The sequence below is a fragment of the Streptomyces sp. NPDC051109 genome (assembly GCF_044455885.1).
In the GTDB taxonomy this organism is placed as follows: domain Bacteria; phylum Actinomycetota; class Actinomycetes; order Streptomycetales; family Streptomycetaceae; genus Streptomyces.
In genome coordinates this window covers 120,638-146,359 of sequence record NZ_JBITFF010000008.1, presented here as the reverse complement: position 1 = coordinate 146,359, position 25,722 = coordinate 120,638, and the positions used below count along the sequence as shown (strand labels likewise).

Annotated in this window: 21 protein-coding genes, 1 tRNA gene and 1 pseudogene; 9 read left to right on the top strand and 14 right to left on the bottom strand. The window is 71.0% G+C overall.

Features of this window, described 5'->3' with window-relative positions:
* Nucleotides 1–3 precede the first annotated feature (3 nt).
* From ACIBAD_RS17315 to ACIBAD_RS17300, 4 genes are all read right to left on the bottom strand, one after another.
* Entirely contained in the window at nt 4–789 is a 786-nt protein-coding gene (locus tag ACIBAD_RS17315) for an aldose 1-epimerase (protein WP_134072640.1), read from the bottom strand.
* A gap of 21 nt (nt 790–810) precedes the next feature.
* Nucleotides 811–1,695 (bottom strand): SRPBCC family protein, encoded by an 885-nt coding sequence (locus ACIBAD_RS17310; RefSeq protein ID WP_134072642.1) that lies wholly within the window; start codon nt 1,693–1,695, stop codon nt 811–813.
* Nucleotides 1,696–1,829: 134 nt separating this feature from the next.
* Nucleotides 1,830–3,470 carry a polyamine aminopropyltransferase gene (locus ACIBAD_RS17305; RefSeq protein ID WP_398907519.1) on the bottom strand — a complete coding sequence of 547 codons (1,641 nt, stop codon included), beginning with the start codon at nt 3,468–3,470 and terminating at the stop codon, nt 1,830–1,832.
* A 139-nt stretch (nt 3,471–3,609) separates the two neighbouring features.
* Nucleotides 3,610–4,152 carry a DUF2617 family protein gene (locus ACIBAD_RS17300; RefSeq protein ID WP_134072646.1) on the bottom strand — a complete coding sequence of 181 codons (543 nt, stop codon included), beginning with the start codon at nt 4,150–4,152 and terminating at the stop codon, nt 3,610–3,612.
* 614 nt (nt 4,153–4,766) lie between these two features.
* Here ACIBAD_RS17300 and ACIBAD_RS17295 point away from each other — a divergent pair.
* Both ACIBAD_RS17295 and ACIBAD_RS17290 read left to right on the top strand, forming a co-directional pair.
* Nucleotides 4,767–5,957, top strand: a complete 1,191-nt coding sequence (locus ACIBAD_RS17295; protein WP_134072650.1) for a pyridoxal phosphate-dependent aminotransferase — start codon at nt 4,767–4,769, stop codon at nt 5,955–5,957.
* A gap of 364 nt (nt 5,958–6,321) precedes the next feature.
* A complete protein-coding gene (locus ACIBAD_RS17290) occupies nt 6,322–7,410 on the top strand; it encodes a hypothetical protein (protein WP_398907517.1) in 1,089 nt (362 codons plus the stop codon).
* Nucleotides 7,411–7,420: 10 nt separating this feature from the next.
* On the opposite strand, the gene ACIBAD_RS17285 is transcribed toward ACIBAD_RS17290, so the two are convergent.
* Nucleotides 7,421–7,966, bottom strand: coding sequence for a YbjN domain-containing protein (locus ACIBAD_RS17285; RefSeq protein ID WP_134072652.1), 546 nt, complete (start codon nt 7,964–7,966; stop codon nt 7,421–7,423).
* Nucleotides 7,967–8,092: 126 nt separating this feature from the next.
* On the opposite strand from ACIBAD_RS17285, the gene ACIBAD_RS17280 reads away from it, so the two are divergent.
* Nucleotides 8,093–8,596 (top strand): hypothetical protein, encoded by a 504-nt coding sequence (locus tag ACIBAD_RS17280; RefSeq protein ID WP_398907514.1) that lies wholly within the window; start codon nt 8,093–8,095, stop codon nt 8,594–8,596.
* A gap of 84 nt (nt 8,597–8,680) precedes the next feature.
* Here ACIBAD_RS17280 and clpB read toward each other — a convergent pair whose 3' ends face one another.
* Nucleotides 8,681–11,281 carry an ATP-dependent chaperone ClpB gene (gene clpB, locus ACIBAD_RS17275; RefSeq protein WP_398907512.1) on the bottom strand — a complete coding sequence of 867 codons (2,601 nt, stop codon included), beginning with the start codon at nt 11,279–11,281 and terminating at the stop codon, nt 8,681–8,683.
* A 126-nt stretch (nt 11,282–11,407) separates the two neighbouring features.
* On the opposite strand from clpB, the gene ACIBAD_RS17270 reads away from it, so the two are divergent.
* A complete protein-coding gene (locus ACIBAD_RS17270; RefSeq protein ID WP_053692745.1) occupies nt 11,408–11,821 on the top strand; it encodes a pyridoxamine 5'-phosphate oxidase family protein in 414 nt (137 codons plus the stop codon).
* A 163-nt stretch (nt 11,822–11,984) separates the two neighbouring features.
* Here ACIBAD_RS17270 and ACIBAD_RS17265 read toward each other — a convergent pair whose 3' ends face one another.
* Nucleotides 11,985–12,299, bottom strand: coding sequence for a hypothetical protein (locus tag ACIBAD_RS17265; RefSeq protein WP_030299141.1), 315 nt, complete (start codon nt 12,297–12,299; stop codon nt 11,985–11,987).
* A 326-nt stretch (nt 12,300–12,625) separates the two neighbouring features.
* Here ACIBAD_RS17265 and ACIBAD_RS17260 point away from each other — a divergent pair, with 326 nt between their 5' ends.
* Nucleotides 12,626–13,639 carry a helix-turn-helix transcriptional regulator gene (locus ACIBAD_RS17260; protein ID WP_398907509.1) on the top strand — a complete coding sequence of 338 codons (1,014 nt, stop codon included), beginning with the start codon at nt 12,626–12,628 and terminating at the stop codon, nt 13,637–13,639.
* Between the two features lie 55 nt (nt 13,640–13,694).
* Here the strand turns inward: ACIBAD_RS17260 and ACIBAD_RS17255 are convergent, their stop codons facing one another.
* From ACIBAD_RS17255 to dnaK, 4 genes are read right to left on the bottom strand one after another with little or no spacing between them, the layout of a single operon-like run.
* The gene (locus ACIBAD_RS17255; RefSeq protein ID WP_053692746.1) at nt 13,695–14,147 is read right to left on the bottom strand and encodes a heat shock protein transcriptional repressor HspR; all 453 of its coding nucleotides are present in this window, start codon (nt 14,145–14,147) and stop codon (nt 13,695–13,697) included.
* Between the two features lie 2 nt (nt 14,148–14,149).
* The gene (gene dnaJ, locus ACIBAD_RS17250; protein ID WP_398907507.1) at nt 14,150–15,337 is read right to left on the bottom strand and encodes a molecular chaperone DnaJ; all 1,188 of its coding nucleotides are present in this window, start codon (nt 15,335–15,337) and stop codon (nt 14,150–14,152) included.
* 39 nt (nt 15,338–15,376) lie between these two features.
* Nucleotides 15,377–16,066, bottom strand: a complete 690-nt coding sequence (gene grpE, locus ACIBAD_RS17245) for a nucleotide exchange factor GrpE (protein ID WP_398907505.1) — start codon at nt 16,064–16,066, stop codon at nt 15,377–15,379.
* A complete protein-coding gene (gene dnaK / locus ACIBAD_RS17240; protein ID WP_134072662.1) occupies nt 16,066–17,913 on the bottom strand; it encodes a molecular chaperone DnaK in 1,848 nt (615 codons plus the stop codon). The genes grpE and dnaK overlap by 1 nt, the downstream gene beginning before the upstream one ends.
* A gap of 231 nt (nt 17,914–18,144) precedes the next feature.
* Here dnaK and ACIBAD_RS17235 point away from each other — a divergent pair, with 231 nt between their 5' ends.
* The 3 genes and pseudogenes from ACIBAD_RS17235 (at nt 18,145) to ACIBAD_RS17225 (ending at nt 23,449) form a co-directional block, all read left to right on the top strand.
* Nucleotides 18,145–18,732, top strand: a complete 588-nt coding sequence (locus ACIBAD_RS17235) for a sugar transferase (protein ID WP_398907502.1) — start codon at nt 18,145–18,147, stop codon at nt 18,730–18,732.
* 110 nt (nt 18,733–18,842) lie between these two features.
* Nucleotides 18,843–21,098: pseudogene (locus ACIBAD_RS17230) on the top strand ((Fe-S)-binding protein); the annotation flags it as partial.
* 1,412 nt (nt 21,099–22,510) lie between these two features.
* On the top strand, nt 22,511–23,449 hold the full coding sequence (locus ACIBAD_RS17225) for a Yip1 family protein (RefSeq protein ID WP_134072671.1): 939 nt from the start codon (nt 22,511–22,513) through the stop codon (nt 23,447–23,449).
* 84 nt (nt 23,450–23,533) lie between these two features.
* Here the strand turns inward: ACIBAD_RS17225 and ACIBAD_RS17220 are convergent, their stop codons facing one another.
* Both ACIBAD_RS17220 and dcd read right to left on the bottom strand, forming a co-directional pair.
* A complete protein-coding gene (locus tag ACIBAD_RS17220; RefSeq protein WP_030152914.1) occupies nt 23,534–24,034 on the bottom strand; it encodes a phosphoribosyltransferase in 501 nt (166 codons plus the stop codon).
* A complete protein-coding gene (dcd, locus tag ACIBAD_RS17215) occupies nt 24,031–24,618 on the bottom strand; it encodes a dCTP deaminase (RefSeq protein WP_030152916.1) in 588 nt (195 codons plus the stop codon). The genes ACIBAD_RS17220 and dcd overlap by 4 nt, the downstream gene beginning before the upstream one ends.
* A 486-nt stretch (nt 24,619–25,104) precedes the next feature.
* Here dcd and ACIBAD_RS17210 point away from each other — a divergent pair.
* Nucleotides 25,105–25,178: transfer RNA gene (locus ACIBAD_RS17210), tRNA-Gly, on the top strand.
* A gap of 88 nt (nt 25,179–25,266) precedes the next feature.
* Here ACIBAD_RS17210 and ACIBAD_RS17205 read toward each other — a convergent pair.
* Nucleotides 25,267–25,704 (bottom strand): hypothetical protein, encoded by a 438-nt coding sequence (locus tag ACIBAD_RS17205; protein ID WP_398907499.1) that lies wholly within the window; start codon nt 25,702–25,704, stop codon nt 25,267–25,269.
* Nucleotides 25,705–25,722: the final 18 nt, after the last annotated feature.

The following is a 25,722-nucleotide window of genomic DNA, read 5'->3' as shown; positions in this document are numbered from 1 at the left end:
GCGCTAACCGAGCCGGCGCCACGTCCACGTCGTGGAGATCTCCAGCGGGTCGACGGGCGTGACCAGGCGCGGGAGGCTGTTCAGGCCGTTCGGCGGACCGGACTGGGGCTCCACGCAGACGGCCTCGGACTCCTCGTCGTAGATGACCACCCACTCCTCGCGGCTGCGGACCTTGAGCTCCAGCGCGCCGGGCCAGGTGAGGGTGACGTCCACGCCGTTCGGCATGCCGAAGCAGTCGTCCCAGGGGCCGGGCTGGGGGGCGACACGGTGCCCGGTGGGGATGTGGTCGGCGTCCCGCTCCTCCTGCCACTCGGCCTCGAAGTCGAGCCGCACGTCCTCGCCCGTGCCGAGGTTGCGGCGGAACCAGGGGTGCCAGCCGGCCTGGGCCGGGAAGGAGTCGCCGTACGTCTCGACGCCCATGGAGAGCGTCAGGCCCTCGGCGGTCAGCTCCACGGTCTGGGTGACCCGGCCGGGCCAGGGCCACGGGTCGGCGAGGTCGTAGACGAACGCCGCCTCGGTGTCACCGACGCGGACCCGGCGCCAGGGGTGCTCCCGGCCGAAGCCGTGGATGGCGTGCGGGGGGTGGTTGAGCGGGAGCTCTCGGAGGACTCCGCCGTCCCAGAAGCGCCCGTTCGCGGTCCGCCCGCACCACGGCACCATGGGGAACGCGCCGAAATGCGCCCCTTGGCGCAGCAGCTCCGTGCCGTCGATGCGCAGGCTGCTGATCCGGCAGCCGTTCTCCTGGTCGACGGTCACCTCGGCGCCGCCCGCGCTCAGTTGCGTACTCATGCGCCCGACTCTAACGACGGGTCAGCGGCGCCGTCGCAGCGCTCGGCCGACGACGACCGCCGAGGCCAGCGCCAGGGCGGCGGCCGGGGCGATCCAGCGCAGGCTGGCGCCGGCGCCCGACGCCGCCGGGGCCGGGACCGGGGCGTAGCGGCCGCGGGGCGGCGCGTGGTCCACTTCCTCGGCGCTGCGGCCGATCATGGTGCGGCGGGCGTGGGCGGCCTCGGCGGGCGGCTGCGCGGCGGCGGCGAACTCGTCGACGTCCCCGATGTCGCCGATCTCCCCGATCCGGTCGAGCTCCGGAAGGCCCTCGAAGTCGCCGTCCATGAAGGGGTCCAGGGACGGGGGCGGCACCTCGGTGTCGAAGACGGACGCCGTGACCTCGTCGGTGACACCGCCGTCCTCCCCGCCCTCCCCGTCCGTGCCGGCCTCGGCCTCCTCCGCCTCGGCGATGACATCGGTCACCGGCTCCCCCGCTCCGGCCGCCAGCGCCGCGAGCTGCTCGGCGGCCCGGTCCAGCAGCCGGCGCACGGCGGTGGCGGTGGCCTCCGGCGGGAAGGCGGCGGCCCGTCCGTCGGCGGTGCCCTCGGCGGCGAACTCCAGCCGGGTCCCGTCGTCGGCCGGGGTCAGCAGCAGCGCGAGCGCCAGCTTGACGGTGCCGCTGCCGCGGATCTCGGTGCCCTCGCCGGCCACGGTGAAGCGGTCCGGATCCCGTTCGGTGACGGTCAGGGCTCCGCGGTAGGTGACGGTGTTCCCGCCGACCCGCACTTTGAGGCGGCCCGACACGGGCCCGGAGGCCGCGTCGGCGTCCTGCTGGAGCCCTGGAACGCAGCGGGCCAGCCGGGCGGGGTCGCGCAGCACGGCGCGGAGGTCGTCTGCCGGTACCGGAACGAACACCTGATGCTCCATGTGGTCGAGCCTACCGAGGGGAGACCCTCCCGTACCCGGTCCGGCACCCACGAATGGCCGGTACCTCCGAATGGCCGGTGCCCACGGACCGGCTGGTGCTTACGGACCGGCTGGTGCTCACGAATGGCCGGTCCTCACGAATACCTCGGGTGCGGCAGCGTCGACGGCGGCAGGCCCGCCACCCGCGTCCGCTCGGCGTCGCGCGCGGCGTCCCGCAGGGACTGCGTGGACAGTGAGCGCGGCCACGGCGTGTCCCGGTCCACCCGCAGCTCGGGGACCCGCTCCCGGCCGGCCAGTACGAAGCCCCAGTCCTGCGGCGGCGCATCCGAGGTGCCGGGGCTGCGGTCGGGGCCGGCGGCGAAACCGGAGAGCCGCCCGCCGGCGCTGTAGGGCGCGGTGCGCAGGCCGGCCGCCCGCAGGGTGGCCTCGACCGTCCAGTAGGTGCGCGGGCGGGTGGCCAGCGGTCCCGCGTGCACGGCGAGCCGCCCGCCGGGGCGCAGGGCCCGCGCGGCGAGGCCGTAGAACTCCTGCGAGTACAGCTTGGTGCTCGGGGTGATGCCCGGGTCGGGGAGGTCGGAGACGATGACGTCGAACCGGTCCCGGGCGGCGGGCCCGCGCAGCCAGCGGAACGCGTCCTGCGTGACGACCCCGAGCCGGGGGTCCTCGTACGCCCTGCCGTTGAGCGCGGACAGCATCGGGTCGGTGCGGGCGAGCCGGACCACGCCGGGGTCGAGCTCGACCACGGTGACGGAGACGACGTCCCGGTAGCGCAGCACCTCGCGGGCGGCGAGCCCGTCGCCGCCGCCGAGCACCAGGACACGGGTGTGCGGGCCGGTCATCGCGGGGTGCACTAGGGCCTCGTGGTAGCGGTACTCGTCGTAGCCGCTGACCCGCAGCCGGCCGTCGAGGAACAGGTCGAGCGAGCGCGGGGAGCCGGTGGCCGGGCCGGTCAGGACGAGCTCCTGGACGCCGGTCTGGCGCGCGACCCGGACCTCGGCGCCGTAGACGGCGTGACGGGCGACCCGCTCGAAGTCGTCGGCGAGGACGGTCGCGCAGGCGAGGACGGCGAGCACGGTGAGGTGCGCGGCGATCAGCAGCCAGCGGGAGCGGCGGCTCAGGTCGCGGTGGAACAGCCACAGGACGAGGCCCGCGCCGACGACCGCGTTGACGGTGCCGGTCAGCATGGCGCCGGTCAGCTGGCCGAGCAGCGGCAGCAGCAGGAAGGGGAAGGCCAGCCCGCCGACGAGGGCGCCCACGTAGTCGGCGGCGAACAGGTCGGCGACGGCGCAGCCCGCGTCCTGTCTGCGGATGCGCTGGATGAGGACCATCAGCAGCGGGATCTCGGCGCCGATGAGCACGCCGATCGCGAAGGAGAAGGCCACGAGCGCGGGCCGCGATTCGCCGAGCCAGGCGAAGCTCGCGTACAGCGACATCGCGGAGAGCCCGCCGAGCAGCGCGAGGCCCGCCTCGATGGCGGCGAATCCGAGGGCGGGCCGTCTGCGCAGCCGTTTGGCCAGCAGGGAGCCGACGCCCATCGCGAAGACCATGACGGACAGCACGACGGACGCCTGGGTGACGGAGTCGCCGATGAGGTAGGAGCCGAGGGCGAGCAGCTCCAGCTCGTACACGAGGCCGCAGGCGGCGCAGACGAACACGGTGGCCAGGACGAGGAGTCGGCCGGTCCGGGGCCGTACGGGCAGGGCGGCCGGGAGGGTCGCCACGCCCCGCGGCTCCGGAGCCGGGAGCACCCGGCGCGGGACGGAACGGTCGATCATGCAGCGAACCGTACGTCACCACCCACTCACATCCCGTCACCCACATGGGTGTAAGTGGCGCACCGTTCCAGCCGGTTGGCGTAACCGCGTGGGGACGCTCGCATCGCCCGCGCGCCGGAAGGCCCAGCCCAGTCCGGCACTACCGTGCGGCGGGCTCAAAAGCTCCGGCCGGTGCGCCCACGCGCGCGCCGACCCTCGTACGAGTGGCCACCAACTGGCCTTCCTGCGGGTACGCGTGCCAGGTCCGCCAGCGCACCTGGCCCTCGTAGCGCTGCGCGAGCATGGCGGTGAAGGCGTACGGGCTGCCGGGAAAGGTTCCGGCCAACCCGTTCGGGTGATCCGAGACCAGTGCGAGCAATTCCTGCGCCCGCCCCGCGAACGAGCCCTGCGACAGGGTCTCGACCCGCGCGGCGAACTCGTAGTCCCAGTCGCCCATCCGCTTGGCCACGCCGAGCGGCAGCGGCGTACGGCTGCCGGGCATGCAGGCGACCGTCTCCGAACAGAGCACCCCACCCTCCTCCAGGAGCACCTGGTGCGAGGCGCCGAGCAGGCGCAACTCCAGCTTCGCGCCCGTCAGTTCGAGGTTCAGTACGGCCAGGGCGGGCAGTCGGTCCCGACCCAGGGCCCAGGCCAGATCGGCGGCACGCGTGTCGGTGTAGGTGGTCTGGAGGGTCGTGAGCATGAGTCGGCTCCGCAAACGCGCGAGGGAGAGGGGCCGGGGCCCGCCAGCGGTAGTCAACGGGTGGGGGGACACCGGCACGGGTCCACAGGAAGTCCAGGGAGGTCCGAGGACTGGTCTACTCAACCGAGGGAATCATGAAAGGCACGGCACTCACAGCGTTTTTACCCAACTTGATTGGGTTTACATCCCCCCGGGGGCTACACAGTTCACGTGTTCAACCCACGCGTCCCCCCGCAGGTGGCGGCAGCCGTCCCGGGTCAGCTGGAACCGCAGCCTCCACCGCCGCAGGAGGACGAGGATCCGCCGCAGGACGAGGACGAACCGCAGGAGGAACCGCTCGAACACCCGCCGGAGGAGCCGTCCCCGCCCACCCACCACGAGGAGCCCGAACCGGAACCGGAACCCGAGCCGGAATCGGCACCGGTCCAGGCACGGGCCACCTTCCTGACCAGAGCCACGAAGCACACGACGACCAGCGCGGCAAGCACCCAACCGAAAACAGACATGAGCTCGAACCCCCGTTCATCGCCCGGTCCCCCCGGGTGTGAAGGGGAGATGCCCGCAGGCCACCCGGGCCAAAGCACACTTGAGCAACTCCAGAGGTTCCCCGCAGGATGACGCCCATGAGCGCACCCGTGGGCGGCAGCCGCCCCTTCCTGAACCGCCGCCTCGCGTCCTTCGGCACGACGATCTTCGCGGAGATGTCGGCCCTCGCCGCCCGCACCGGGTCGATCAACCTCGGCCAGGGCTTCCCCGACACAGACGGCCCCGCCGAGATCGCCGAGGCCGCCGCCCGCGCCGTCCTGACGGGCCTGGGCAACCAGTACCCGCCCGGCCCCGGCATCCCGGAGCTGCGCACCGCGGTCGCACGGCACCAACAGCGGTTCTACGGCCTGTCGTACGACCCCGACACGGAGGTCCTGGTCACCGCGGGCGCGACGGAGGCCATCGCCGCCTCCCTGCTCGCCCTGCTCGAACCGGGCGACGAGGTCATCGCCCTGGAGCCGTACTACGACTCGTACGCGGCCTGCATCGCGATGGCCGGCGCCACCCGCGTCCCGGTCACCCTGCGCCCGCACGCCGGCGCGTTCACCCTCGACCTCGACGAACTGCGCGCCGCGGTCACCCCGCGCACGCGCCTGCTCCTGCTGAACACCCCGCACAACCCGACGGGCACGGTCCTGACGGCGGCCGAGCTCGCGGCGGTCGCGGAACTCGCGGTGGAGCGCGACCTGCTCGTCGTCACGGACGAGGTCTACGAGCACCTGGTCTTCGAGGGCGCACACCTCCCGCTGGCCTCGCTGCCCGGCATGCGCGAGCGCACGGTCACCATTTCCAGCAGCGGCAAGACCTTCTCGTTCACGGGCTGGAAGGTCGGCTGGATCACCGCCCCGCCGGAGCTCGTCTCGGCGGTCCGCTCGGCGAAGCAGTTCCTGACCTACGTCTCCTCCGGGCCCTTCCAGTACGCCATCGCGGAGGCCCTGCAGCTGCCCGACGCCTACTACGAGGACTTCCGCGCTGACCTCGCCGCCAAGCGCGACATCCTCGCCGGCGGCCTCACGGCCGCGGGCTTCGAGGTCTTCCGCCCGCAGGGCACGTACTTCATCACCACGGACATCACCCCGCTCGGCGAGAAGGACGGCCTCGCCTTCTGCCGGGCCCTCCCCGAGCGCTGCGGCGTCGTCGCCATCCCGAACCAGGTCTTCTACGACGACCGCGCGGCGGGCGCCACCCAGGTCCGCTGGGCCTTCTGCAAGAAGACCGAGGTCCTCGAGGAGGCCGCCGCCCGGCTGCGAAGGCTCTGAGGGCGGCCCCCGTCCGGGGCCGGACCGCCCCGGGTTCGAGCGGCCCGGGTTCGGGCGGCCCGGGTTCGGGCGGCCCGGGTTCGGCGGCTCCGGGTTCGGGCGGCTCCGAGTTCGGGCGGCTCCGAGTTCGGGCGGCTCCGAGTTCGGGCGGCTCCGGGTTCGGGCGGCTCCGGGTTCGGGCGGCTCCGAGTTCACCGGAGTTTCCGGGGCCATTCACGCCCCCCGGCAGGCCGTGAGCTTTAGGGTGCCCGAGGCCCTCCTCGTCCGGACGGCTTCCACACGCAGCTCGGGAAAGACGGGGTTCATGACGGCGACGGGCAGTGTGTCGGTTTCCGTGCGGCCGCAGGGACTCCGGACCGGCAGGGTGCCCGCGGCCCTCGTCGCGCTCGGGGTCTTCTCCGCCGTCCGGGTGGGCGGGGCGGTGGTGCTCGCCGTCGGGGCGTGGTGGGCCGGGCGGAGCCCCGTCCGCGTGCTCGGGTACTCCTGGGACTCCGTCTGGTACCTCGGCATCGCCGTCCACGGATACGGCCGCACCCAGATGTGGGCCCGGTCCGGGCTGGTCCAGAGCGACTACGCCTTCTTCCCGCTGTACCCGCTGCTGGTCCGGCTGGCCGGGGCCACCCCCTGGGCCGGGCTGCTGGTGGCCTGGACCGCCGCCGCGGTGGCCGCCGCCGGGGTGTACCGGGTCGGGGAGCTGGTGCTCGGCCGGCGCGCCGGGGTGCTGCTGGTGGCGCTGTGGGCGGCCACCCCGCACTCCGTGGTGCTGACCCTCGCCTACACCGAACCGCTGCTGGCCGCACTGGGCGCCTGGGCCCTGTACGCCGTACTGCGCCGGCGCTGGCTGTGGGCCGCGGGCCTCGCGATACTCGCCGGGCTGACCCGCCCGACCGGGATCGCCGTCGCCGCCGCCGTGACCGCCGTCGCGGTGCACGCGCTGCTCGTCCGGAGGTCCCGCGCGCCCGAGGTGTGGGCGGCCGCGCTGCTGGCCCCCGCGGGCTGGGCCGCGTACGTCCTCGCCGTCGGGATACGCACGGGGGACCCGGCCGGGTACTTCACCGTGCAGCGGCGCTGGGGCTCCCGCTTCGACTTCGGCTCGGACACGACGGGCAGCGTATGGCGGGTGCTGACCGGCGGGCACGTACCGCTCGCCACCGTCGTGACCGTGGCGATCCTCGCCGCCGCCGGGTTCCTGGCGGTGCTCCTGCTGCTGGACCGGATGCCGCCGGCGCTGCTCGTCTACACCGCCGTCCTGCTGCTGATCGCCTACGGCGGGGCCGGCTACTTCGAGTCGAAGCCGCGCTTCCTGCTGCCGGCGTTCCCGCTGCTCCTGCCGGTCGCGGCCGCAATGGCGCGAGCCCGGCCGCGCTCCGCGGTCGCTGTGACCGCGGGGCTGGCCGGGCTCTCGTACGGCTACGGGCTGTACCTGCTGCTGGTCGCCCGCGTACCGCTGTGACCGGGGGCGACTAGTTGTCGTCGCCTTCCTCGTCGTCGGCTGCGCCGTCGGTGGAGTCGATCTCCTTCTCCAGTCCGAGCTGCTCCACGAGCCACTTGTCGAACTCGATGGAGGCGCGGACCCAGCTGACCGTGGACGAGACGAAGTGCTCCAGGCTGACGCCGGTGCCGATCAGCATCTGCGCCTCGCCGATCAGGCGGACGGAGCCGTCGTCGTGCGTGTGGCTGTAGACCTTCGGCCACAGGGTGCGGCGGTTCCAGTCGTCGATCGACTCGAGGAGCGCGGGCTTGTCCTCGATCGCGTGCGGACGGTCGTAGAAGGTCCGCACCGAGAAGACCTGCTGCTCCTCCTCGCCGCGGAACATGAAGTACGTGCGGAACTCCTCCCACGGCGCCGCGAGGTCACCCTCGTCGTCGACGACGTACTTGAGCTCCATCTGCTCCAGCAGCTGCTTGACCAGATCCTGGTCGGGGACGACGGGGCCCGCCGGTCCTGTGGCCTGCGGATCGGGCTGCTGCCCTCCGAAGTTCGGAATCGAGGCCGGGTCGATGCTCACCGTGATTTCCCTTCGTGCGGATAACGTCATCCTCCCCCATTGCTCCCACCCCCTGTCCACCCCCGCACGTACGATCCGCGCAGGGCGGACAGGAGTAAGCCGCTGATAAGAGCGACCGGGGGACATATGGCAGGACGTACCCGCCCATCGCGGCTCGCGGTCGTGGCACTGGCCGCGCCGCTGGTCATCGGTAGCGCCTGGCTGGTGGGCCCGGAGCTGGTCCCGGACGGCTGGGCCAACCACTCGGACGGCCGGGAGGACAAGAGGGGGACCGACTGCGCGCAGGCCCTGCAGTTCGCCCGCGGGAGCCTGCCGGAGGGGGCCCGGGGCGGGCGGTGCGAGCGGGCCGACCGGCCGGACACCACCGTGACCGGATCGTTCCGGATGAACCGCGCCGGGCTGGAGACGTGGCTGGCCGCCGCCTTCCCGCAGGCGCAGGAGCACGGCCGCCGGGGGCGGCCGGCGCTCTGCCCGGAGCCGGGGCCGGGGTACGACCCGGAGGCCGGGGACCGGTGCATCACCGTCGACCATCCCGACGCCGTGCCCGGGCTGGCGCGGCGGGTGGAGATCAGCGCCGAGCAGCAGGCGGGGTACGACGTCCTGATCCGGTTCGTCGCGCACGAGGGGTAGGGCCCCGGCCCGTGGCGGCCGGGGCGCCCGGGGACCGGCGCCCTCAGGCGGCTCCGGAGCACGCCGGAGCCGCACCGGCGCAGCTCAGAGGGCCTTTCCGACGATCAGGTCCTCGCCCGCCACGTCGACGCGGACGGTGTCGCCGTCGCGGACCTCGCCCGCCAGGATCTCCTTGGCGAGGCGGTCGCCGATCGCCGTCTGGATCAGACGGCGCAGGGGGCGGGCGCCGTAGGCCGGGTCGTTGCCCTTGTCGGCGAGCCAGGCCAGGGCGCCGGGGGTGACGTCCAGGGTCATGCGGCGCTGCGCCAGGCGCTTGGCGAGGCCGGCGATCTGCAGCTCGGCGATCCTGGCCAGCTCCTCCGCGTCCAGCGCGGAGAAGACCACCAAGTCGTCCAGGCGGTTGAGGAACTCCGGCTTGAACGAGGCGCGGACCACGTCCAGGACCCGGTCGCGCTTCTCCTCCGGGGAGGTCGCCGGGTCCATGAGGAACTGGCTGCCCAGGTTCGAGGTCAGGATCAGGATCGTGTTGCGGAAGTCCACGGTGCGGCCCTGGCCGTCCGTGAGGCGGCCGTCGTCCAGGACCTGGAGCAGGATGTCGAAGACCTCCGGATGCGCCTTCTCGACCTCGTCCAGCAGCACCACCGAGTACGGACGGCGCCGGACCGCCTCGGTCAGCTGGCCGCCCTCCTCGTAGCCGACGTATCCGGGCGGGGCGCCGACCAGGCGGGCCACGGAGTGCTTCTCCGAGTACTCCGACATGTCGATGCGGACCATGGCCCGCTCGTCGTCGAAGAGGAAGTCCGCCAGCGCCTTGGCCAGCTCCGTCTTGCCCACGCCCGTCGGGCCCAGGAAGAGGAACGAGCCCGTCGGCCGGTCCGGGTCCGCGATGCCGGCCCGGGTGCGGCGTACGGCGTCCGAGACGGCCCGTACGGCCTCGCTCTGGCCGATCAGGCGGCGTCCCAGCTCGTCCTCCATGCGCAGCAGCTTCTGCGTCTCGCCTTCCAGCAGACGGCCCGCCGGGATGCCGGTCCAGGCACCCACCACGTCCGCGATGTCGTCGGGGCCGACCTCGTCCTTGACCATCGCGGACTTGGAGGTTCCGGTCTTGGAGGCCTCTTCCTCCTCCTCGGTGGCCTCCGCCAGCTCGCGCTCCAGGGTCGGGATCTCCCCGTAGAGCAGCTTGGAGGCGGTGTCGAAGTCGCCGTCGCGCTGCGCGCGCTCGGCCTGGCCGCGCAGGTCGTCCAGGCGCTCCTTGAGCTCGCCGACGCGGTTGAGGGACTGCTTCTCCTTCTCCCAGCGGGCGGTCAGGCCCCGCAGGTCCTCCTCCTTGTCGGCCAGGTCCTTGCGGATCTTCTCCAGGCGCTCGATCGAGGCCGGGTCGGACTCGTTCTTCAGCGCCAGCTCCTCCATGCGCAGGCGGTCGACCGCGCGCTGCAGCTCGTCGATCTCCAGCGGCGAGGAGTCGATCTCCATGCGCAGGCGGGACGCGGCCTCGTCGACCAGGTCGATGGCCTTGTCGGGCAGGAAGCGGGAGGTGATGTAGCGGTCGGAGAGGGTCGCCGCGGCCACCAGCGCGCTGTCGTTGATGACGACCTTGTGGTGGGCCTCGTAGCGGCCCTTGAGCCCGCGCAGGATCGCGATCGTGTCCTCGACGGACGGCTCCGCCACCAGCACCTGCTGGAAGCGCCGCTCCAGCGCCGGGTCCTTCTCGATGCGCTCGCGGTACTCGTCGAGGGTGGTCGCGCCGACCATGCGCAGCTCGCCGCGGGCCAGCATGGGCTTGAGCATGTTGCCCGCGTCCATGGCCGAATCCCCGCCGGCGCCCGCGCCGACGACCGTGTGCAGTTCGTCGATGAAGGTGATGATCTGGCCGTCGCTCGACTTGATCTCCGCGAGGACCGTCTTCAGCCGCTCCTCGAACTCGCCGCGGTACTTCGCCCCCGCGACCATCGCACCGAGGTCGAGGGAGACCAGCCGCTTGTTCTTCAGGGACTCGGGCACGTCGCCCTTGACGATGCGCTGCGCCAGGCCTTCGACGACGGCCGTCTTGCCGACGCCCGGCTCGCCGATCAGCACCGGGTTGTTCTTCGTACGGCGCGAGAGGACCTGGACGACGCGCCGGATCTCCTGGTCGCGGCCGATGACCGGGTCGAGCTTGCCCTCGCGGGCCGCTGCCGTGAAGTCCGTGCCGAACTTTTCGAGGGCCTTGTACTGGCCCTCGGGGTCGGGGGTGGTCACCCGCCGTCCTCCTCGTGCGTTCTCGAAGGCGTCCAGCAGCTTCTTCGCCGTCGCGCCCTGCGTGGAAAGGACCTCACCGGCCGCGCCGCCCTTGGCGGCGATCGCGATGAGGAGGTGCTCGGTGGAGAGGTACTCGTCGCCGAGCTTCCCGGCCTGCTGGTCGGCCTCGGCGAGTACGGCGAGCAGCTCGCGGGTGGGCTGCGGGGGCGCGACCGTGGAGCCCGTGACGCTGGGCAGGACGGCCAGCAGCCGCTCGGCACCGTTGCGGACCGCCGCCTGGTCGGCCTCGGTGGCCGCGAGGAGGTCGGTGATGTTCTCGTTTTCCTCGCCGGCCAGCAGGGCCAGCAGCAGGTGCGCCGGGGTCAGGTCCGCGTGCCCGTCCTTCACGGCGCGGCTGGTGGCGGCGTTCAGGGCGTCCCGGCTCTTGTTGGTCAGCTCGGCATCCACGTGCGACTTCTCCTCTCAGACAGGTCGGACACAGGGTTGGTCCCGCTCTTTGAGTATTGCAGCGTGCGCAAAGTTGAGTCTATTCCACTCAAGGGCAGAATCGCTGCCCTCCCGTACGCTCGGGCCATGGCTCTCGACGTACTCAACCCGACGCCCGAGTACCTCGCCTTCTGGCGGGAGCGGCACGTCTGCACGCTGACCACCCCGCGCCCCGACGGGACCCCGCACGTGGTGCCGGTGGGCGTCACGTACGACCCGGAGGCCGGCCTGGCCCGGGTGATCAGCAACAAGAACAGCAAGAAGATCCGCAACGTGCTGGCGGCGCAGGGGACTCAGGCGGGCCCGGCGCGGGTCGCGGTGTGCCAGATGGCGGGGCGCCGCTGGGCGACCCTGGAAGGGCACGCGGTGGTCCGCACGGACGAGGCCTCGGTCGCCGAGGCGGTGGCGCGCTACGCGGAGCGCTACGGGCGGACGCCGTCGCCCAATCCGGACCGGGTCGTCCTGGAGATCACCCTCGACCGCGCGATGGGCCGGGCCTGAGCGGGCGCCGGCGGCTTGGGTCGGCGGGACGGTTCGGTTTTCACCTTGTCCGGTTCAAGCACTGGACGCGGACATCACAACGGCGCCATCGTGGTCAGGTCCACGATGGCGCCGTTGTGTGGGGGAAGCACCTGGAGCGATCTGCAACGACGGGGGAATCGCTTCAGGCACTGCGGGGGGTGGCGGTGGTGATATCGGGTTCGAAGAGCTGGTGGTCGCGCTGATCAAGGTTGACGAAGACCATTCCGTAGCGCACCTCGCAGCGGACGGGCTGCGGCGCGCCGCGGGGGCGGCGCAGGCAGCGGTACGCCCGGACGTCCTCGTCCTCCTCGCGCGTGATGACGATGGGCTGTCCGAACAGGGTGACCATCAGCGAGTCGCCGGGGTGGGGGATGGCGGTGGCGAGGTCGATGAACTGCCAGCCGGAGCGGTAGGCAGAGGCCATTTCGCGACGGAAACCGCGGTCGTCGGGGGTCATGCCGCGCTCTCCACGCCAACGGCGCCGGTTTCGGCGTCTGCGGGGTTGGAGCGCCATCCGCTGTCCAACGGTGCCGCGCGCCATCCGCTGTCCTCCAGCGGCGCCGCCTGGAGGTCTGCGGCACCCCCTTCAGCTCCCCCCAGGGTGACCCCGGCAAGTCCCAGACCGGCCACAGCCGAGAAGATGACGGTGGCAAGCGCCGAGCGAAGCATTCTCTTGTTCATGGTCGGCTTCGTCCTCACTTGATGAAATCCTCTCCCCCGCCTGTCAGACGATGGCTCATTCAGGCACGTCGCTGCCACAGGGACGATGCATCATGTTCTTGCATGTTCAGGACCCTGGGGGGTGGAGATTTGACCACAAACAGAACAAAAGCGACACATCCCCACTCGGTCACCGAGCTGTGCGGCGAGGGGGCACGGCTCTACACGAGCGCGCTGCGCACGGGACGTATCGCACGTGGGGATGTCAAAACGGCACCCTGCCTGCTCGATCTGGCGTTGTTGCAGCCAGATCCTGATGACGTTAATTCCCTCCGTCCGGTTCCACCGGCGGTGGCACTCGCACAGCGGCTGCATCCGATCGAACGCGAGATCCGCGACAGGCGCCGAGACTCACTCGAACTGTCCGAGGCTTTCGAGCCGTTTCTCGCCATCAGTGCGCAGAATCCGGCGAGCACCCACGCCATCACGGTCCTTGAGGGCTTCGACCCCATCAACGCCGCCCTCAACCTCGCCACGGCCGAGTGCCACACCGAGATGCTCACCATCCAGCCCGGCGGCGCCCGGCCCAGCCTGGAGCTCACCGAGGCCCTGGAGCGCGACCAGCCGCTGACCGACCGCGGTGTCCGGATCCGGACCCTCTACCAGCACACCGTCCGGCACAGCCGCGGCACGCTCGCGTACGTCGACCTCCTCAAGGCGGGCAAGGTCGAGGTGCGCACGCTGGAGGAGCTCTTCGAGCGCCTGATCATCTTCGACCGGACCGTCGCCTTCATCCCGGCCAGCGACGACCGCCAGGTCGCCCTGGAGCTGCGCCACCCGGGGCTCGTGGACTACCTCATCAAGGTGTTCGAGCAGCTCTGGCACCGCGCGGTGCCGCTCCAGGAGGAAGTCACGTACCAGCACACCCGCGGGGGCATCTCGGGCGTGCAGCGCACCATCGCGCAGCTCCTCATCGAGGGCCACGTGGACGAGGCCATCGCCCGCCGGCTGGGCATGAACGTACGGACCTGCCGCGCGCACATCGCGAAGCTCGCCAGCACCCTCGGCAGCGGCAGCCGGGCCCAGCTCGGCTTCCTCATCGCCCGCTCCGGGATCCTGGAGGACGAGGGCGACTGAAACGGGCCGGCCCCGCCCGGAATCCCGGACGGGGCCCCTACTGCCCGACGTGCCGTCAGTCGCTCTGTCGCTTCGGCGCGGGGCGCCAGACGACCAGGGCGTTGCCCGGCACCGGCGGCTGGTACTTGACCAGATCTCGCCGGTACGAGGCGTGCACCTGGGCCTCGCGCTGCTGGAGCACGGCCGCCGCACCGTCCACCGCCGCCGAGAGCTCGGCCACGCGCTGCTGGAGCGCCGCGACCTGGTTCTCCAGCTCGATGATCCGCTTGATCCCGGCCAGGTTGATGCCCTCGTCCTGGGACAGCGCCTGCACCGTGCGGAGCAGTTCGATGTCGCGGGCCGAGTAGCGCCGGCCGCGGCCGGCCGTCCGGTCCGGGGAGACCAGGCCGAGCCGGTCGTACTGGCGCAGGGTCTGCGGATGCAGGCCCGAGAGCTGGGCGGCCACCGAGATGACGTACACGGGAGTGTCGTCGTTGAGCTGGTAATGGCTCCTGCGACGGCCGTCCATGATCATGCTCCCTTCGCGGACTCGAACAGCACGGCGCGCGGGTCCTCCGACTCCGTCGCGTCGCGGTACATCTCCAGCGCCTCGCGGGCCTTGTCCGACAGCGAGGCCGGAACGGCGACCTCCACCGTCACCAGCAGGTCTCCGCGGGTGCCGTCCTTGCGGACCGCTCCCTTGCCGCGGGCCCGCATCGTGCGGCCGCTGGGGGTGCCCGGCGGCAGCTTCAGCGTCACCGGCGGGCCGTTCAGGGTCGGGACCTTGATGTCGGCGCCGAGGGCGGCCTCGGAGATCGTCACCGGGACGGTGACCGTCAGGTTGTCGTCCTTGCGGCCGAACACCGGGTGGCCGCCGACGTGGACGACCACGTACAAGTCACCGGCGGGACCGCCGCGCTCGCCGGGAGCGCCCTTGCCGCGCAGCCGGATCCGCTGGCCGTCGGAGACGCCCGCCGGGATCCGGACCTGCATGGTGCGGGAGGACTTGGCCCGCCCGCTGCCCTTGCAGACGTCGCACGGGGTCTCGGCGATCAGGCCGCGGCCCTTGCAGTCCGCGCAGGGGTCGGTCAGCGAGAAGCCGCCGCCGCTGCCCCGCGACACCTGGCCGGTGCCGACGCAGGTCGGGCACACGCGCGGCGTGCCGTTCTTGTCGCCGGTGCCCGAACAGGCCTTGCAGGGCGCCTGGGAGGACATCCGGAGCGGGACCGTGGCCCCGTCCACCGCCTCCGTGAAGGAGAGGGTGACCTCCGACTCGATGTCCTGGCCGCGGCGCGGCTGGACACGGGTCCCGGGGCCACCCGCGCCGCCGCGGTTGAACAGTCCGCCGAAGACATCGCCCAGACCGCCGCCGCCGCCGAAGCCGCCGGCCGCGCCGCCACCCTGCTGGGTGCCGCCGAAGAGGTCGCCCAGGTCGAAGTTGAACGAGCCGCCCCCGCCGGGACCGGGCCGGAAACCGCCGTTCCCGAACAGGGCGCGGGCCTCGTCGTACTCCTTGCGCTTCTTGGCGTCGCCGAGGATGTCGTTGGCCTCGGAGATCTCCTTGAAGCGCTCCTCGGCCGAGGCGTCGCCCTTGTTGGCGTCCGGGTGGAACTCGCGGGCGAGCTTCCGGTACGCCTTCTTGATCTCGGCCTCGGTGGCGTCCTTCGGGACACCGAGGACCTTGTAGTAGTCCTTCTCGACGAAGTCCTTCGTGCTCATCCCCGGTGTCCCTCCTCTCGTACCGCTACTGGTTCAACATCAGCCCTTGTCGGGGGCATCCGTGTCCTTGTCCGAAGACGCATCGGCCTCGGCCGACTCGGACTTGGGGGCCGCGCCCGGCTGGGGCTCGGCCACCGCGACCCGCGCGGGGCGGATCGTGCGCTCGCCGATCCGGTACCCCGGCTGCAGGATCGCCACGCAGGTCGTCTCGGTGACGTCCGGCGCGTACGAGTGCATCAGGGCCTCGTGGATCGTCGGGTCGAAGGGCTCGCCCTCCTTGCCGAACTGCTGCAGCCCCATCTTGGCCGCGGCGGTCTCCAGCGATTCGGCCACCGACTTGAAGCCGCCGACCAGCTCGCCATGGTCCCGCGCCCGGCCGATGTCGTCCAGGGTCGGGAGCAGCTCCGTCAGGAGGGACGCGACCGCGATCTCCTTGACGGCGATCCGGTCCCGCTCGACCCGGCGGCGGTAGTTCTGGTACTCCGCCTGGAGCCGCTGGAGGTCCGCGGTGCGCTCGCCGAGCGCGGTGCGGGCCTGGTCCAGCTGCGCCAGCAGAGCCGTACCGCTGTCCTGGGCGGACTGGGCGGACTGTGCTGCTGCTGAGTCCCCGGCCGGGGCCGCGGCCTCCTCCTTGGAGGAAGCTGCGGCCTTCGACTCGGCGGCGTCGTCAGGCGTGCCGTCGGCGGGGACTTCGGGCTTCTCCTCAAAACCCGGGGTCTCCTCCGACATCAGGCAGCGCCGCCCTTCGGCTTGTCCTCGTCCACGATCTCGGCGTCGACGACGTCGTCTTCCGGCTTGGCCTGGCCCGCGTCACCCGCGGCACCGGCTGCGCCCTGGGCGGCCTGCGCGTCGGCGTAGATGGCCTGGCCGAGCTTCTGGCTGACCGCGGCGAGCTTCTCGGTCGCGGTGCGGATCTCGGCGGTGTCCTCGCCCTTGAGCTTCTCCTTCAGCTCGGCGACGGCCGCCTCGACCTCGGTCTTGACCTCGGCCGGGACCTTGTCCTCGTTGTCCTTGAGGAACTTCTCCGTCTGGTAGACGAGCTGCTCGCCCTGGTTGCGGGACTCGGCCGCCTCCTTGCGGCGCAGGTCCTCGTCCGCGTACTGCTCCGCCTCCTGGCGCATGCGGTCGACCTCGTCCTTGCCGAGCGAGGAGCCGCCGGTGACGGTCATCTTCTGCTCCTTGCCCGTGCCGAGGTCCTTGGCCGTGACGTGCATGATGCCGTTCGCGTCGATGTCGAAGGAGACCTCGATCTGCGGGACGCCACGCGGGGCCGGGGGCAGGCCGGTCAGCTCGAACATGCCGAGCTTCTTGTTGTACGCCGCGATCTCGCGCTCGCCCTGGTAGACCTGGATCTGCACGGACGGCTGGTTGTCCTCGGCCGTCGTGAAGATCTCGGACCGCTTGGTCGGGATCGTGGTGTTGCGCTCGATGAGCTTGGTCATGATGCCGCCCTTGGTCTCGATGCCGAGGGACAGCGGGGTCACGTCGAGGAGCAGGACGTCCTTGACCTCACCCTTGAGCACACCGGCCTGGAGGGTGGCGCCGATGGCGACGACCTCGTCCGGGTTGACGCCCTTGTTGGCGTCCTGACCGCCGGTGAGCTCCTTGACGAGCTCGGCGACGGCCGGCATGCGGGTGGAGCCGCCGACCAGGACCACGTGGTCGATCTCGGACAGCTGGATGCCGGCGTCCTTGATGACGTTGTGGAACGGGGTCTTGCAGCGGTCCAGGAGGTCCGCGGTCAGCTGCTGGAACTGGGCGCGCGTGAGCTTCTCGTCCAGGTGCAGCGGGCCCTCGGCGGAAGCCGTGATGTAGGGCAGGTTGATCGTGGTCTCCGTGGAGGAGGACAGCTCGATCTTCGCCTTCTCGGCGGCCTCGCGCAGGCGCTGGAGCGCCATCTTGTCCTTGGAGAGGTCCACGCCGTGGCCGTTGGCGAACTGCTTCACCAGGTAGTCGACGACGCGCTGGTCCCAGTCGTCACCACCGAGGTGGTTGTCACCGTTGGTGGCCTTGACCTCGACGACGCCGTCGCCGATCTCCAGGAGCGACACGTCGAAGGTGCCGCCACCGAGGTCGAAGACGAGAATGGTCTGGTCGTCCTTGTCCAGGCCGTAGGCGAGGGCGGCGGCGGTCGGCTCGTTGACGATGCGCAGGACGTTCAGGCCCGCGATCTCACCGGCCTCCTTGGTCGCCTGGCGCTCGGAGTCGTTGAAGTAGGCCGGGACGGTGATGACCGCGTCCGTGACCTTCTCGCCCAGGTAGGCCTCGGCGTCGCGCTTCAGCTTCTGCAGGATGAAGGCGCTCATCTGCTGCGGGTTGAAGTCCTTGCCATCCAGGTTGATCTTCCAGTCAGTGCCCATGTGGCGCTTGACGGAGCGGATGGTGCGGTCCACGTTCGTGACCGCCTGACGCTTGGCGACCTCGCCGACGAGGACCTCGCCGTTCTTGGCGAAGGCGACGACGGACGGCGTGGTCCTGGCGCCCTCGGCGTTGGTGATGACGGTGGGCTCGCCGCCTTCGAGAACGCTGACGACGGAGTTAGTGGTGCCCAGGTCGATGCCGACCGCACGTGCCATTTTGATTTCCTCCAGCTGACTTGAGTGGAACAGACTCAACCATGCCGCATCTCCCGGCCGCCGTCAACAGAGGTGAGTGGAGTCGGCTCAACTTTTATCCGGTTCTTACGCTCACGGCGGCCCCGGGGAGCCCTGCCCGGCCACGGCTCCCCGGGGGCCGAGCGGGCGATGCTGGGGTGGCCCGCTGCGCGCCACCGCCGAAACCGCCGGAGGCGCATGCAGGGTGCCCCCATGCCGCTGCCGCCGCTCACGCTCCCCCCGATCCGGCACCTCGTACGACGGCGCCCGGCGAGCCCGCACACGGGCCGGCCCGCCCTGCGGCGCCCGCCGGGCCCGTCGGCGAAGCGGGTGGCCGACCTCCTCGGGGCGGCCGCGCTGGCCGGGCTGTTCGCGCTGCCGCTGCTGGTCACCGCCGCCGTGCTGTACGCAGCCCAGGGCGGGCGGGTCTTCGTACGGGAGCCGGCGGCCGGGCTGGCCGGAAGGCCGTTCCTGACCTGGCGGCTGCGCACGGACGGGGCGGGCCGGCTGGGGAAGGCGCTGGAGCGGTGCGCCCTGGACGGGATGCCCCAGCTGCTGAACGTGCTGCGCGGCGAGATGTCACTGGTCGGGCCGCGCCCGGAACCGCGTACGGACCGGGCCGACCGGCTCCTCGTACGGCCCGGTATGACCGGATTGTGGCAGGTCAGCGCGCGATCCGACCTACCCTGGGAGGAGATGGCACTGCTGGACCGGCACTATGTGGAGAGCCATTGGTTGGGGATGGATCTCGCGATCCTGGCTCAGACCCCTCGGGCGGCCTTCCGACACAGGCATGCCTGAGCGACACAGATCACCGCTCGCCCACCTACATTGCGGCGCGGGGAATGGGTAACCTCAAGCCTTGACTTCATAAGTTACCGCTTAGTAAGTGCCGCCCGAGGAGCCCTTCCATGCAACTCGCCGCGATCATCGTGTCGCTGGTCATCACGGTGGTGGCCGTCGCGCTGTTCGGCCGCGCCATCGCGCAGATCTACCGCTTCGTGCGCCTCGGCCAGCCAGTGCCCGCGGGCACCCGCACCGGCGATCCCACGCAGCGCACCATCACCCTGGTCAAGGAGTTCCTCGGCCACACCCGCATGAACCGCTGGGGCATCGTCGGCGTCGCGCACTGGTTCGTGGCGGTGGGCTTCTTCTCGCTGCTGCTGACGATCGTCAACGCCTTCGGCCAGCTCTTCCAGGCCGACTGGCTGATCCCGATCATCGGCGACTGGCTGCCGTACGAGATCTTCACCGAGTTCCTCGGCCTGATGACCGTCCTCGGCATCGTGACCCTGATCGTGATCCGGCAGCTGAGCCGGCCGGGCGCGGCGGGCCGCAAGTCCCGCTTCGCGGGCTCCAAGACGGGCCAGGCGTACTTCGTCGAGGCCGTCATCCTGATCGTCGGCGTCTGCATCATGACGCTGCGCGCGCTGGAGGGCGTCCAGCACGGGGTCGACGGCTGGGAGCCGGGCTTCTTCGCCTCGTACCCGCTGATCGCCGCGTTCGACGGGCTGGACCTCAGCACGGTCCAGTACCTGACGTACTTCTTCGCCGCGCTCAAGATCGTCACGTCGTTCACCTGGATGATCACGGTCTCGCTCAACACCAACATGGGTGTCGCCTGGCACCGCTTCCTCGGCTTCCCGAACATCTGGTTCAAGCGGAACGCGGACGGTTCGACGGCGCTGGGCGCGCTGCAGCCGATGACCAGCGGCGGCAAGGAGATCGACTTCGAGGAGCCGGGCGAGGACGACGTCTTCGGCGTCTCCCAGGTCGAGCAGTTCTCCTGGAAGGGCATCCTCGACTTCTCCACCTGCACCGAGTGCGGCCGCTGCCAGTCGCAGTGCCCCGCGTGGAACACGGGCAAGCCCCTGTCCCCGAAGCTCCTGATCATGTCGCTGCGCGACCACGCCCACGCCAAGGCGCCGTACCTGCTCGCGGGTGGCGGCAAGACCATGGAGGGCGAGGAGAAGGCGACGCCGGAGCAGCTGGCGGACGTTCCCGCGGCGGCGCTGGCGGAGGCGGAGCGCCCGCTGATCGGCACGGCGGAGGAGAACGGGGTCATCGACCCGGACGTCCTCTGGTCCTGCACGACCTGCGGTGCGTGTGTCGAGCAGTGCCCGGTCGACATCGAGCACATCGACCACATCGTCGACATGCGCCGCTACCAGGTGATGATCGAGTCCGCGTTCCCGTCGGAGGCGGGCACGATGCTCAAGAACCTGGAGAAGAAGGGCAACCCCTGGGGCCTCGCCAAGAAGCAGCGCGTGGAGTGGACCAAGGAGGTCGACTTCGAGGTCCCGATCGTCGGCAAGGACGCCGAGGACCTGTCGGAGTACGACTACCTGTACTGGGTCGGCTGCGCGGGCGCCTTGGAGGACCGGGCGAAGAAGACCACGAAGGCCTTCGCCGAGCTCCTGAACATCGCGGGCGTCAAGTTCGCGATCATGGGCGGCGACGAGAAGTGCACCGGTGACTCCCCGCGCCGCCTGGGCAACGAGCCGCTGTTCCAGCAGCTGGCCCAGGAGAACGTGGCCATGCTGAACATGGCGTTCGGCGAGGACGACGAGGACGAGTCGACGCGCAAGCCGAAGTCGGCGAAGCGCATCGTCTCCACCTGCCCGCACTGCTTCAACACGATCGCGAACGAGTACCCGCAGATCGGCGGCGAGTACGAGGTCATCCACCACACGCAGCTGCTGCAGCACCTGATCGACGAGGGCCGGCTGCTGCCGGTCACCCCGGTGGACGGCCTGATCACGTACCACGACCCGTGCTACCTGGGCCGGCACAACAAGGTCTACACGCCGCCGCGCGAGATCATGTCGGCCGTGCCGGGGCTGCGCCAGCAGGAGATGCACCGCCACAAGGAGCGGGGCTTCTGCTGCGGCGCCGGCGGCGCGCGGATGTGGATGGAAGAGCGCATCGGCAAGCGGATCAACAACGAGCGCGTGGACGAGGCCCTGTCCCTGAACCCGGACATCGTCTCGACGGCCTGCCCGTTCTGCCTGGTCATGCTGACGGACTCGGTGAACGGCAAGAAGAACGACGGCCAGGCGAAGGAGTCCGTCCAGGTCGTGGACGTGGCCCAGCTGCTCCTGGAGTCGGTCAAGGCCCCGGCCCCGACGGAAGCCGAACTGGCGGCGGAAGCCCTGGCGGCGGAAGAAGCGGCGGCGGCAGCCGAAGCGGAGGCGGCAGCGGCGAAGGCCGAGGCGGACGCGAAGGCGAAGGCGAAGGCCGAGGCGGACGCCGCGGCCAAGGCGAAGGCCGAAGCGGACGCGAAGGCCAAGGCGGAAGCGGACGCGAAGGCCGAAGCCGACCCGGAGGCCGAGGCGGAGGCTGAATCCGAGGCGAAGGCCAAGGCTGAGGCTGAGGCTGAGGCCGAGGCGAAGCCGGAGGCGGAAACCGCGGCCGAGCCGGACGCAGACGTGCAGGCAGAGGCTGCGGCTACGGCTGCGGCTGCGGCTGCGGCGGAAGCCGAGGCTGCGGCTGCGCCCGAGGCCGGCGCCGAGGCTGACGCGGACGCCGAGAACGAGGCCAAGACCGAGGCGGACGCCGAGGCGACGGCCGAGGCCCCGGCGAAGCCGGAAGCCGAAGCCGCCAGCGCGTCCGAGGCGGAGCCGAAGGCGGCCGAGCCGAAGGCGGAGGCCACGGCTGGGGCCGAGGCCAAGCCTGAGTCGGCCGAGACTGAGGCCGAGGCGAAGCCGGAGGCCAAGGCCTAGGCCCGGCGGGGCGGCGGCCTGAGCAGGCCGCCCGCCGCCCGCAGCGAAGACGCCGGTACGGCCGGTCCCCTGCCCAGGGGACCGGCCGTACCGGCGTTTCGGGGGCGGGGGCGCAGCCCCCGGTTTCGGGAAGGGGCGGGGTGAGGGAAAGGCCCCACGCCGCCCACGCCGTCCCACCCCGTCAGGACTGGTCGGCCCGCCCCGCTTCAGCAGAGCGAAGCCCAGCCCGCCGCCCCCACCGCGGCCATCCCCCCGCCCGCGGCGACCAGCATCGGCGCGTCCCCCGTCGAAGCCCCGGGCCCGGCCCCGGCCCCGGTACCGACACTCTCCGCCCCGGCCTTCACTCCGCCCTTGGGAATCACCCGGTCCCCCGCCGGCTTCGCAGCCGCCTTCGACCGCTCGGCGACGTACTTCTCGATCAGCTTCCCGTCGAACCCGTACGCCCAGCTGCTCCCGCCGCCCTTCCCCTCGATGACGACGGAACTTCACGCGCTTCCCGTCGTCAGGTCGATCGTCCCGAGCAGGTTCCCGTTCGGCACGGAGACCTCGACGCGCTTGCCGACGTACGGTGCTGCGCATGTGGGGGCTCTTCTCGTACTCGTGGCTCATGCCTCATCGGCGGCGTCGCCGCGACGGCGGCGGCGGCGACACATACGAAGCTACGGAACCGATATCTACGCATTCCGGCGGAGATATAACTAACCCCCGCAGACGCCCCACTGACCAAATAACTCACCAAAACCATCCCAGACCAGCACATTCGGGATCCCCTAGGGGATGTCACAGCTCAGCCGCAAAGGGCCCCTATTCCGGCAGCCCGCCCACCACGCCCCCCGGGACCAGGTACGTTCGATCACGTGGCTGGATTCAGGATCGGACGCGGCCGGGACAACAACCGCGCTCCCCAACAACCCCCGCGGCAGCAGCCGTACGGTCAGCAGCAGCAACCGCCGCAGGCGCCGTACGGCCAGCAGCCCTACCCTCCCCAGCAGCAGTGGCCTCAGCAGCCCGCCGCCGGAGGCCACGGCGAGCCCGAGTACTTCGACCCTCACGAGCAGCAGCCGTACGGCCAGCAGCACGGCCAGTCGTACGGCCAGCAGCAGCCCCCGTACGGACACGGCGGGCCCGGCGGCCCCGGCGGCGGCTCGTACGCGAACGACAACCCGGGGCACACCCAGGTCTTCGCGTACGGCGAGGACCCGTACAGCCAGGGCGCGACGTACCACGCGGGCGCCGCGGCCGCCGCTCCGACGGGCCCGCGGCTGCCGTGGAAGGAACTCCTGCGCGGCATCGTGATGCGGCCGGGGCCGACGTTCCTGCAGATGCGCGACTACGCCGTCTGGGGCCCGGCTCTGATCGTGACCTTCCTGTACGGCCTGCTCGCGGTCTTCGGCCTCGACGACGCCCGCAAGGACGTCATCAACGCCACCCTCGCCAACGCCGTCCCGATCGTCCTCAGCGCCGGCGTGGCCTTCGTCATCTGCGGCCTGATCCTCGGCGCCGTCACGCACACCCTGGCCCGCCAGCTGGGCGGCGACGGCGCGTGGCAGCCGACCGTGGGCCTGTCGATGCTGGTCATGTCCATCACGGACGCCCCGCGCCTGCTCTTCGCCGTGTTCCTCGGCGGGGACAACCTGTTCGTGCAGGTGCTGGGCTGGGCCACGTGGGTGGCGGCCGGAGCCCTGTTCACCTCGCTCGTCAGCAAGTCGCACGACCTGCCGTGGCCGAAGGCACTGGGCGCGTCCGCGATCCAGCTGGTCGCGCTGCTGTCGATCATCAAGCTGGGCACGCTGTAGTACCCGCGACCCGCCCACGCCCCACGACGACGGGAAAGGGCCCCGGCGCACGACGCGCCGGGGCCCTTTTCCACGTGTGTGATGTCAGGCGTCGAGGACCTGACCCTCTCGCTTCACCACGGGCGGCTCGACCGACCACGGGAAGTTGATCCACTCGTCGGTCTTCTTCCACACGTACTCGCACTTCACGAGCGAGTGCGACTTCTCGTAGATCACGGCGGACCGGACCTCGGCGACGTGGCCCAGGCAGAAGTCGTGGACGAGCTTCAGCGTCTTGCCTGTGTCGGCCACGTCATCGGCGATGAGGACCTTCTTGTCGGTGAAGTCGATCGCCTCGGGCACGGGCGCCAGCATGACCGGCATCTCCAGCGTGGTCCCGACGCCCGTGTAGAACTCGACGTTCACCAGGTGGATGTTCTTGCAGTCGAGCGCGTACGCCAGACCGCCGGCGACGAAGACGCCGCCCCGGGCGATGCTCAGGATGATGTCGGGCTCGTAGCCGTCATCGGCGATGGTCTGCGCGAGCTCCCGCACCGCCCGCCCGAATCCCTCGTAGTTCAGGTTCTCTCGTACGACGTCGCTCATGCCTCGTGCCTCACCTGGGTGCGGTGGAAGTTCTGGAAGGAACGCGAAGCCGTCGGGCCGCGCTGGCCCTGGTACCGCGATCCGTACCGCTCGCTCCCGTACGGGAACTCGGCGGGCGAGCTGAGCCGGAACATGCACAGCTGCCCGATCTTCATTCCGGGCCACAGCTTGATCGGGAGGGTGGCGAGGTTCGACAGCTCAAGCGTGACGTGCCCCGAGAACCCGGGGTCGATGAACCCGGCGGTCGAATGCGTCACCAGCCCCAGGCGGCCCAGGCTGGACTTCCCCTCCAGTCTGGAGGCGATGTCGTCGGGCAGCGAGACGACCTCGTAGGTCGAGGCGAGGACGAACTCGCCCGGGTGGAGGATGAAGGCCTCGTCGCCCTCCGGCTCGACCATGCGGGTCAGGTCGGGCTGCTCGACGGCGGGGTCGATGTGGGCGTAGCGGTGGTTCTCGAACACCCGGAAAAAGCGGTCGAGACGTACATCGATGCTGGAGGGCTGCACCATCGATTCCTCGAACGGGTCGATGCGAACCCGTCCGCTGTCGATCTCGGCCCGGATGTCTTTGTCTGAGAGAAGCACGTCCCGAGGATACGCAGTGCGCGCGGACCACCCCCAATCGAGAGCGGCCCCGCGCGCCTCTCGGACCGTCTAGCGCTTGACGGCCGTCACCCCGACGGGCACGGCGTGCCTCAGCCGCGCACACCGCGGGCACCGCAACAGCCGCCCGGGCCCGATCCGGCCGGCACCGAGGTGCTGCAGCGGAAACGAAGCGGTGCTGAAAACGTGCCCCTCGGCACAACGGACGACGGTGTTCTCCATCGAGTCCCTTTCCCCAACCTGCCGTACTGCGACGAATCGCCACATTAGGGGATGATCGCGACCCGCTCCAGCCGCCACTCCAGCACCGCTCCCGCGCCGCCGCGCAGGGGTACGTTACGCCCCAACTCCCGCCCCCACGAACCTCGGTGCACGCCACAAACAACGACGACCCCGCGGCCGATTCACCGGGGGTCGATCATGGGGTAGAGTGTCCAAAGATACCGCTCCAGGCAACTGGAACGCTACGCGGATGTAGTTTAATGGTAGAACATGAGCTTCCCAAGCTTATAGCGCGGGTTCGATTCCCGTCATCCGCTCCACTGCAAAGCCCCAGGTCAACGACCCGGGGCTTTTGTGTTGCCTAGACCTCTCTACCCTTCCCGTGCCAGATCCTCACGCGCGATCCCCTCACTCCAGGCCGGTGGCTTCGAGGTGGGCGAGGAAGGCCGCAACGAGCCGGGGCCGCGTCACTTCGGGGACTGTGGCGTCGGGCAGGTCCTCCTCCAGCCCCCATGCCGTGTTGAACGTCATCGCCACACCCTCCGGGACAACGTGCTCCCGGAGCCAGCCGACGAAGTTCGCAGCCGCTTGGGCCGTGGAGTCGAGGATCGAGATGCCCTCGGGTCGGACCCGCGCGTACCCTTCCAGCTCTTCTCCTTCGAGGGTGATGCCGTAGTGCATGGCCGACCCTCGGATCTGCCCACCCTCCTGCATCCGGATGAACTCGTCCGGATCGCGCTCCAGGAGTCTGGCCTTCAGGCTGTCGTACGTCAGCCCCCACGTCTGGCCCTCTAGGGGGGTGAAGACGTACATGGTGCGCAGTTCGGCGAGCTGGGACGCGTCCACGGTTGTACTCCTTGGCGG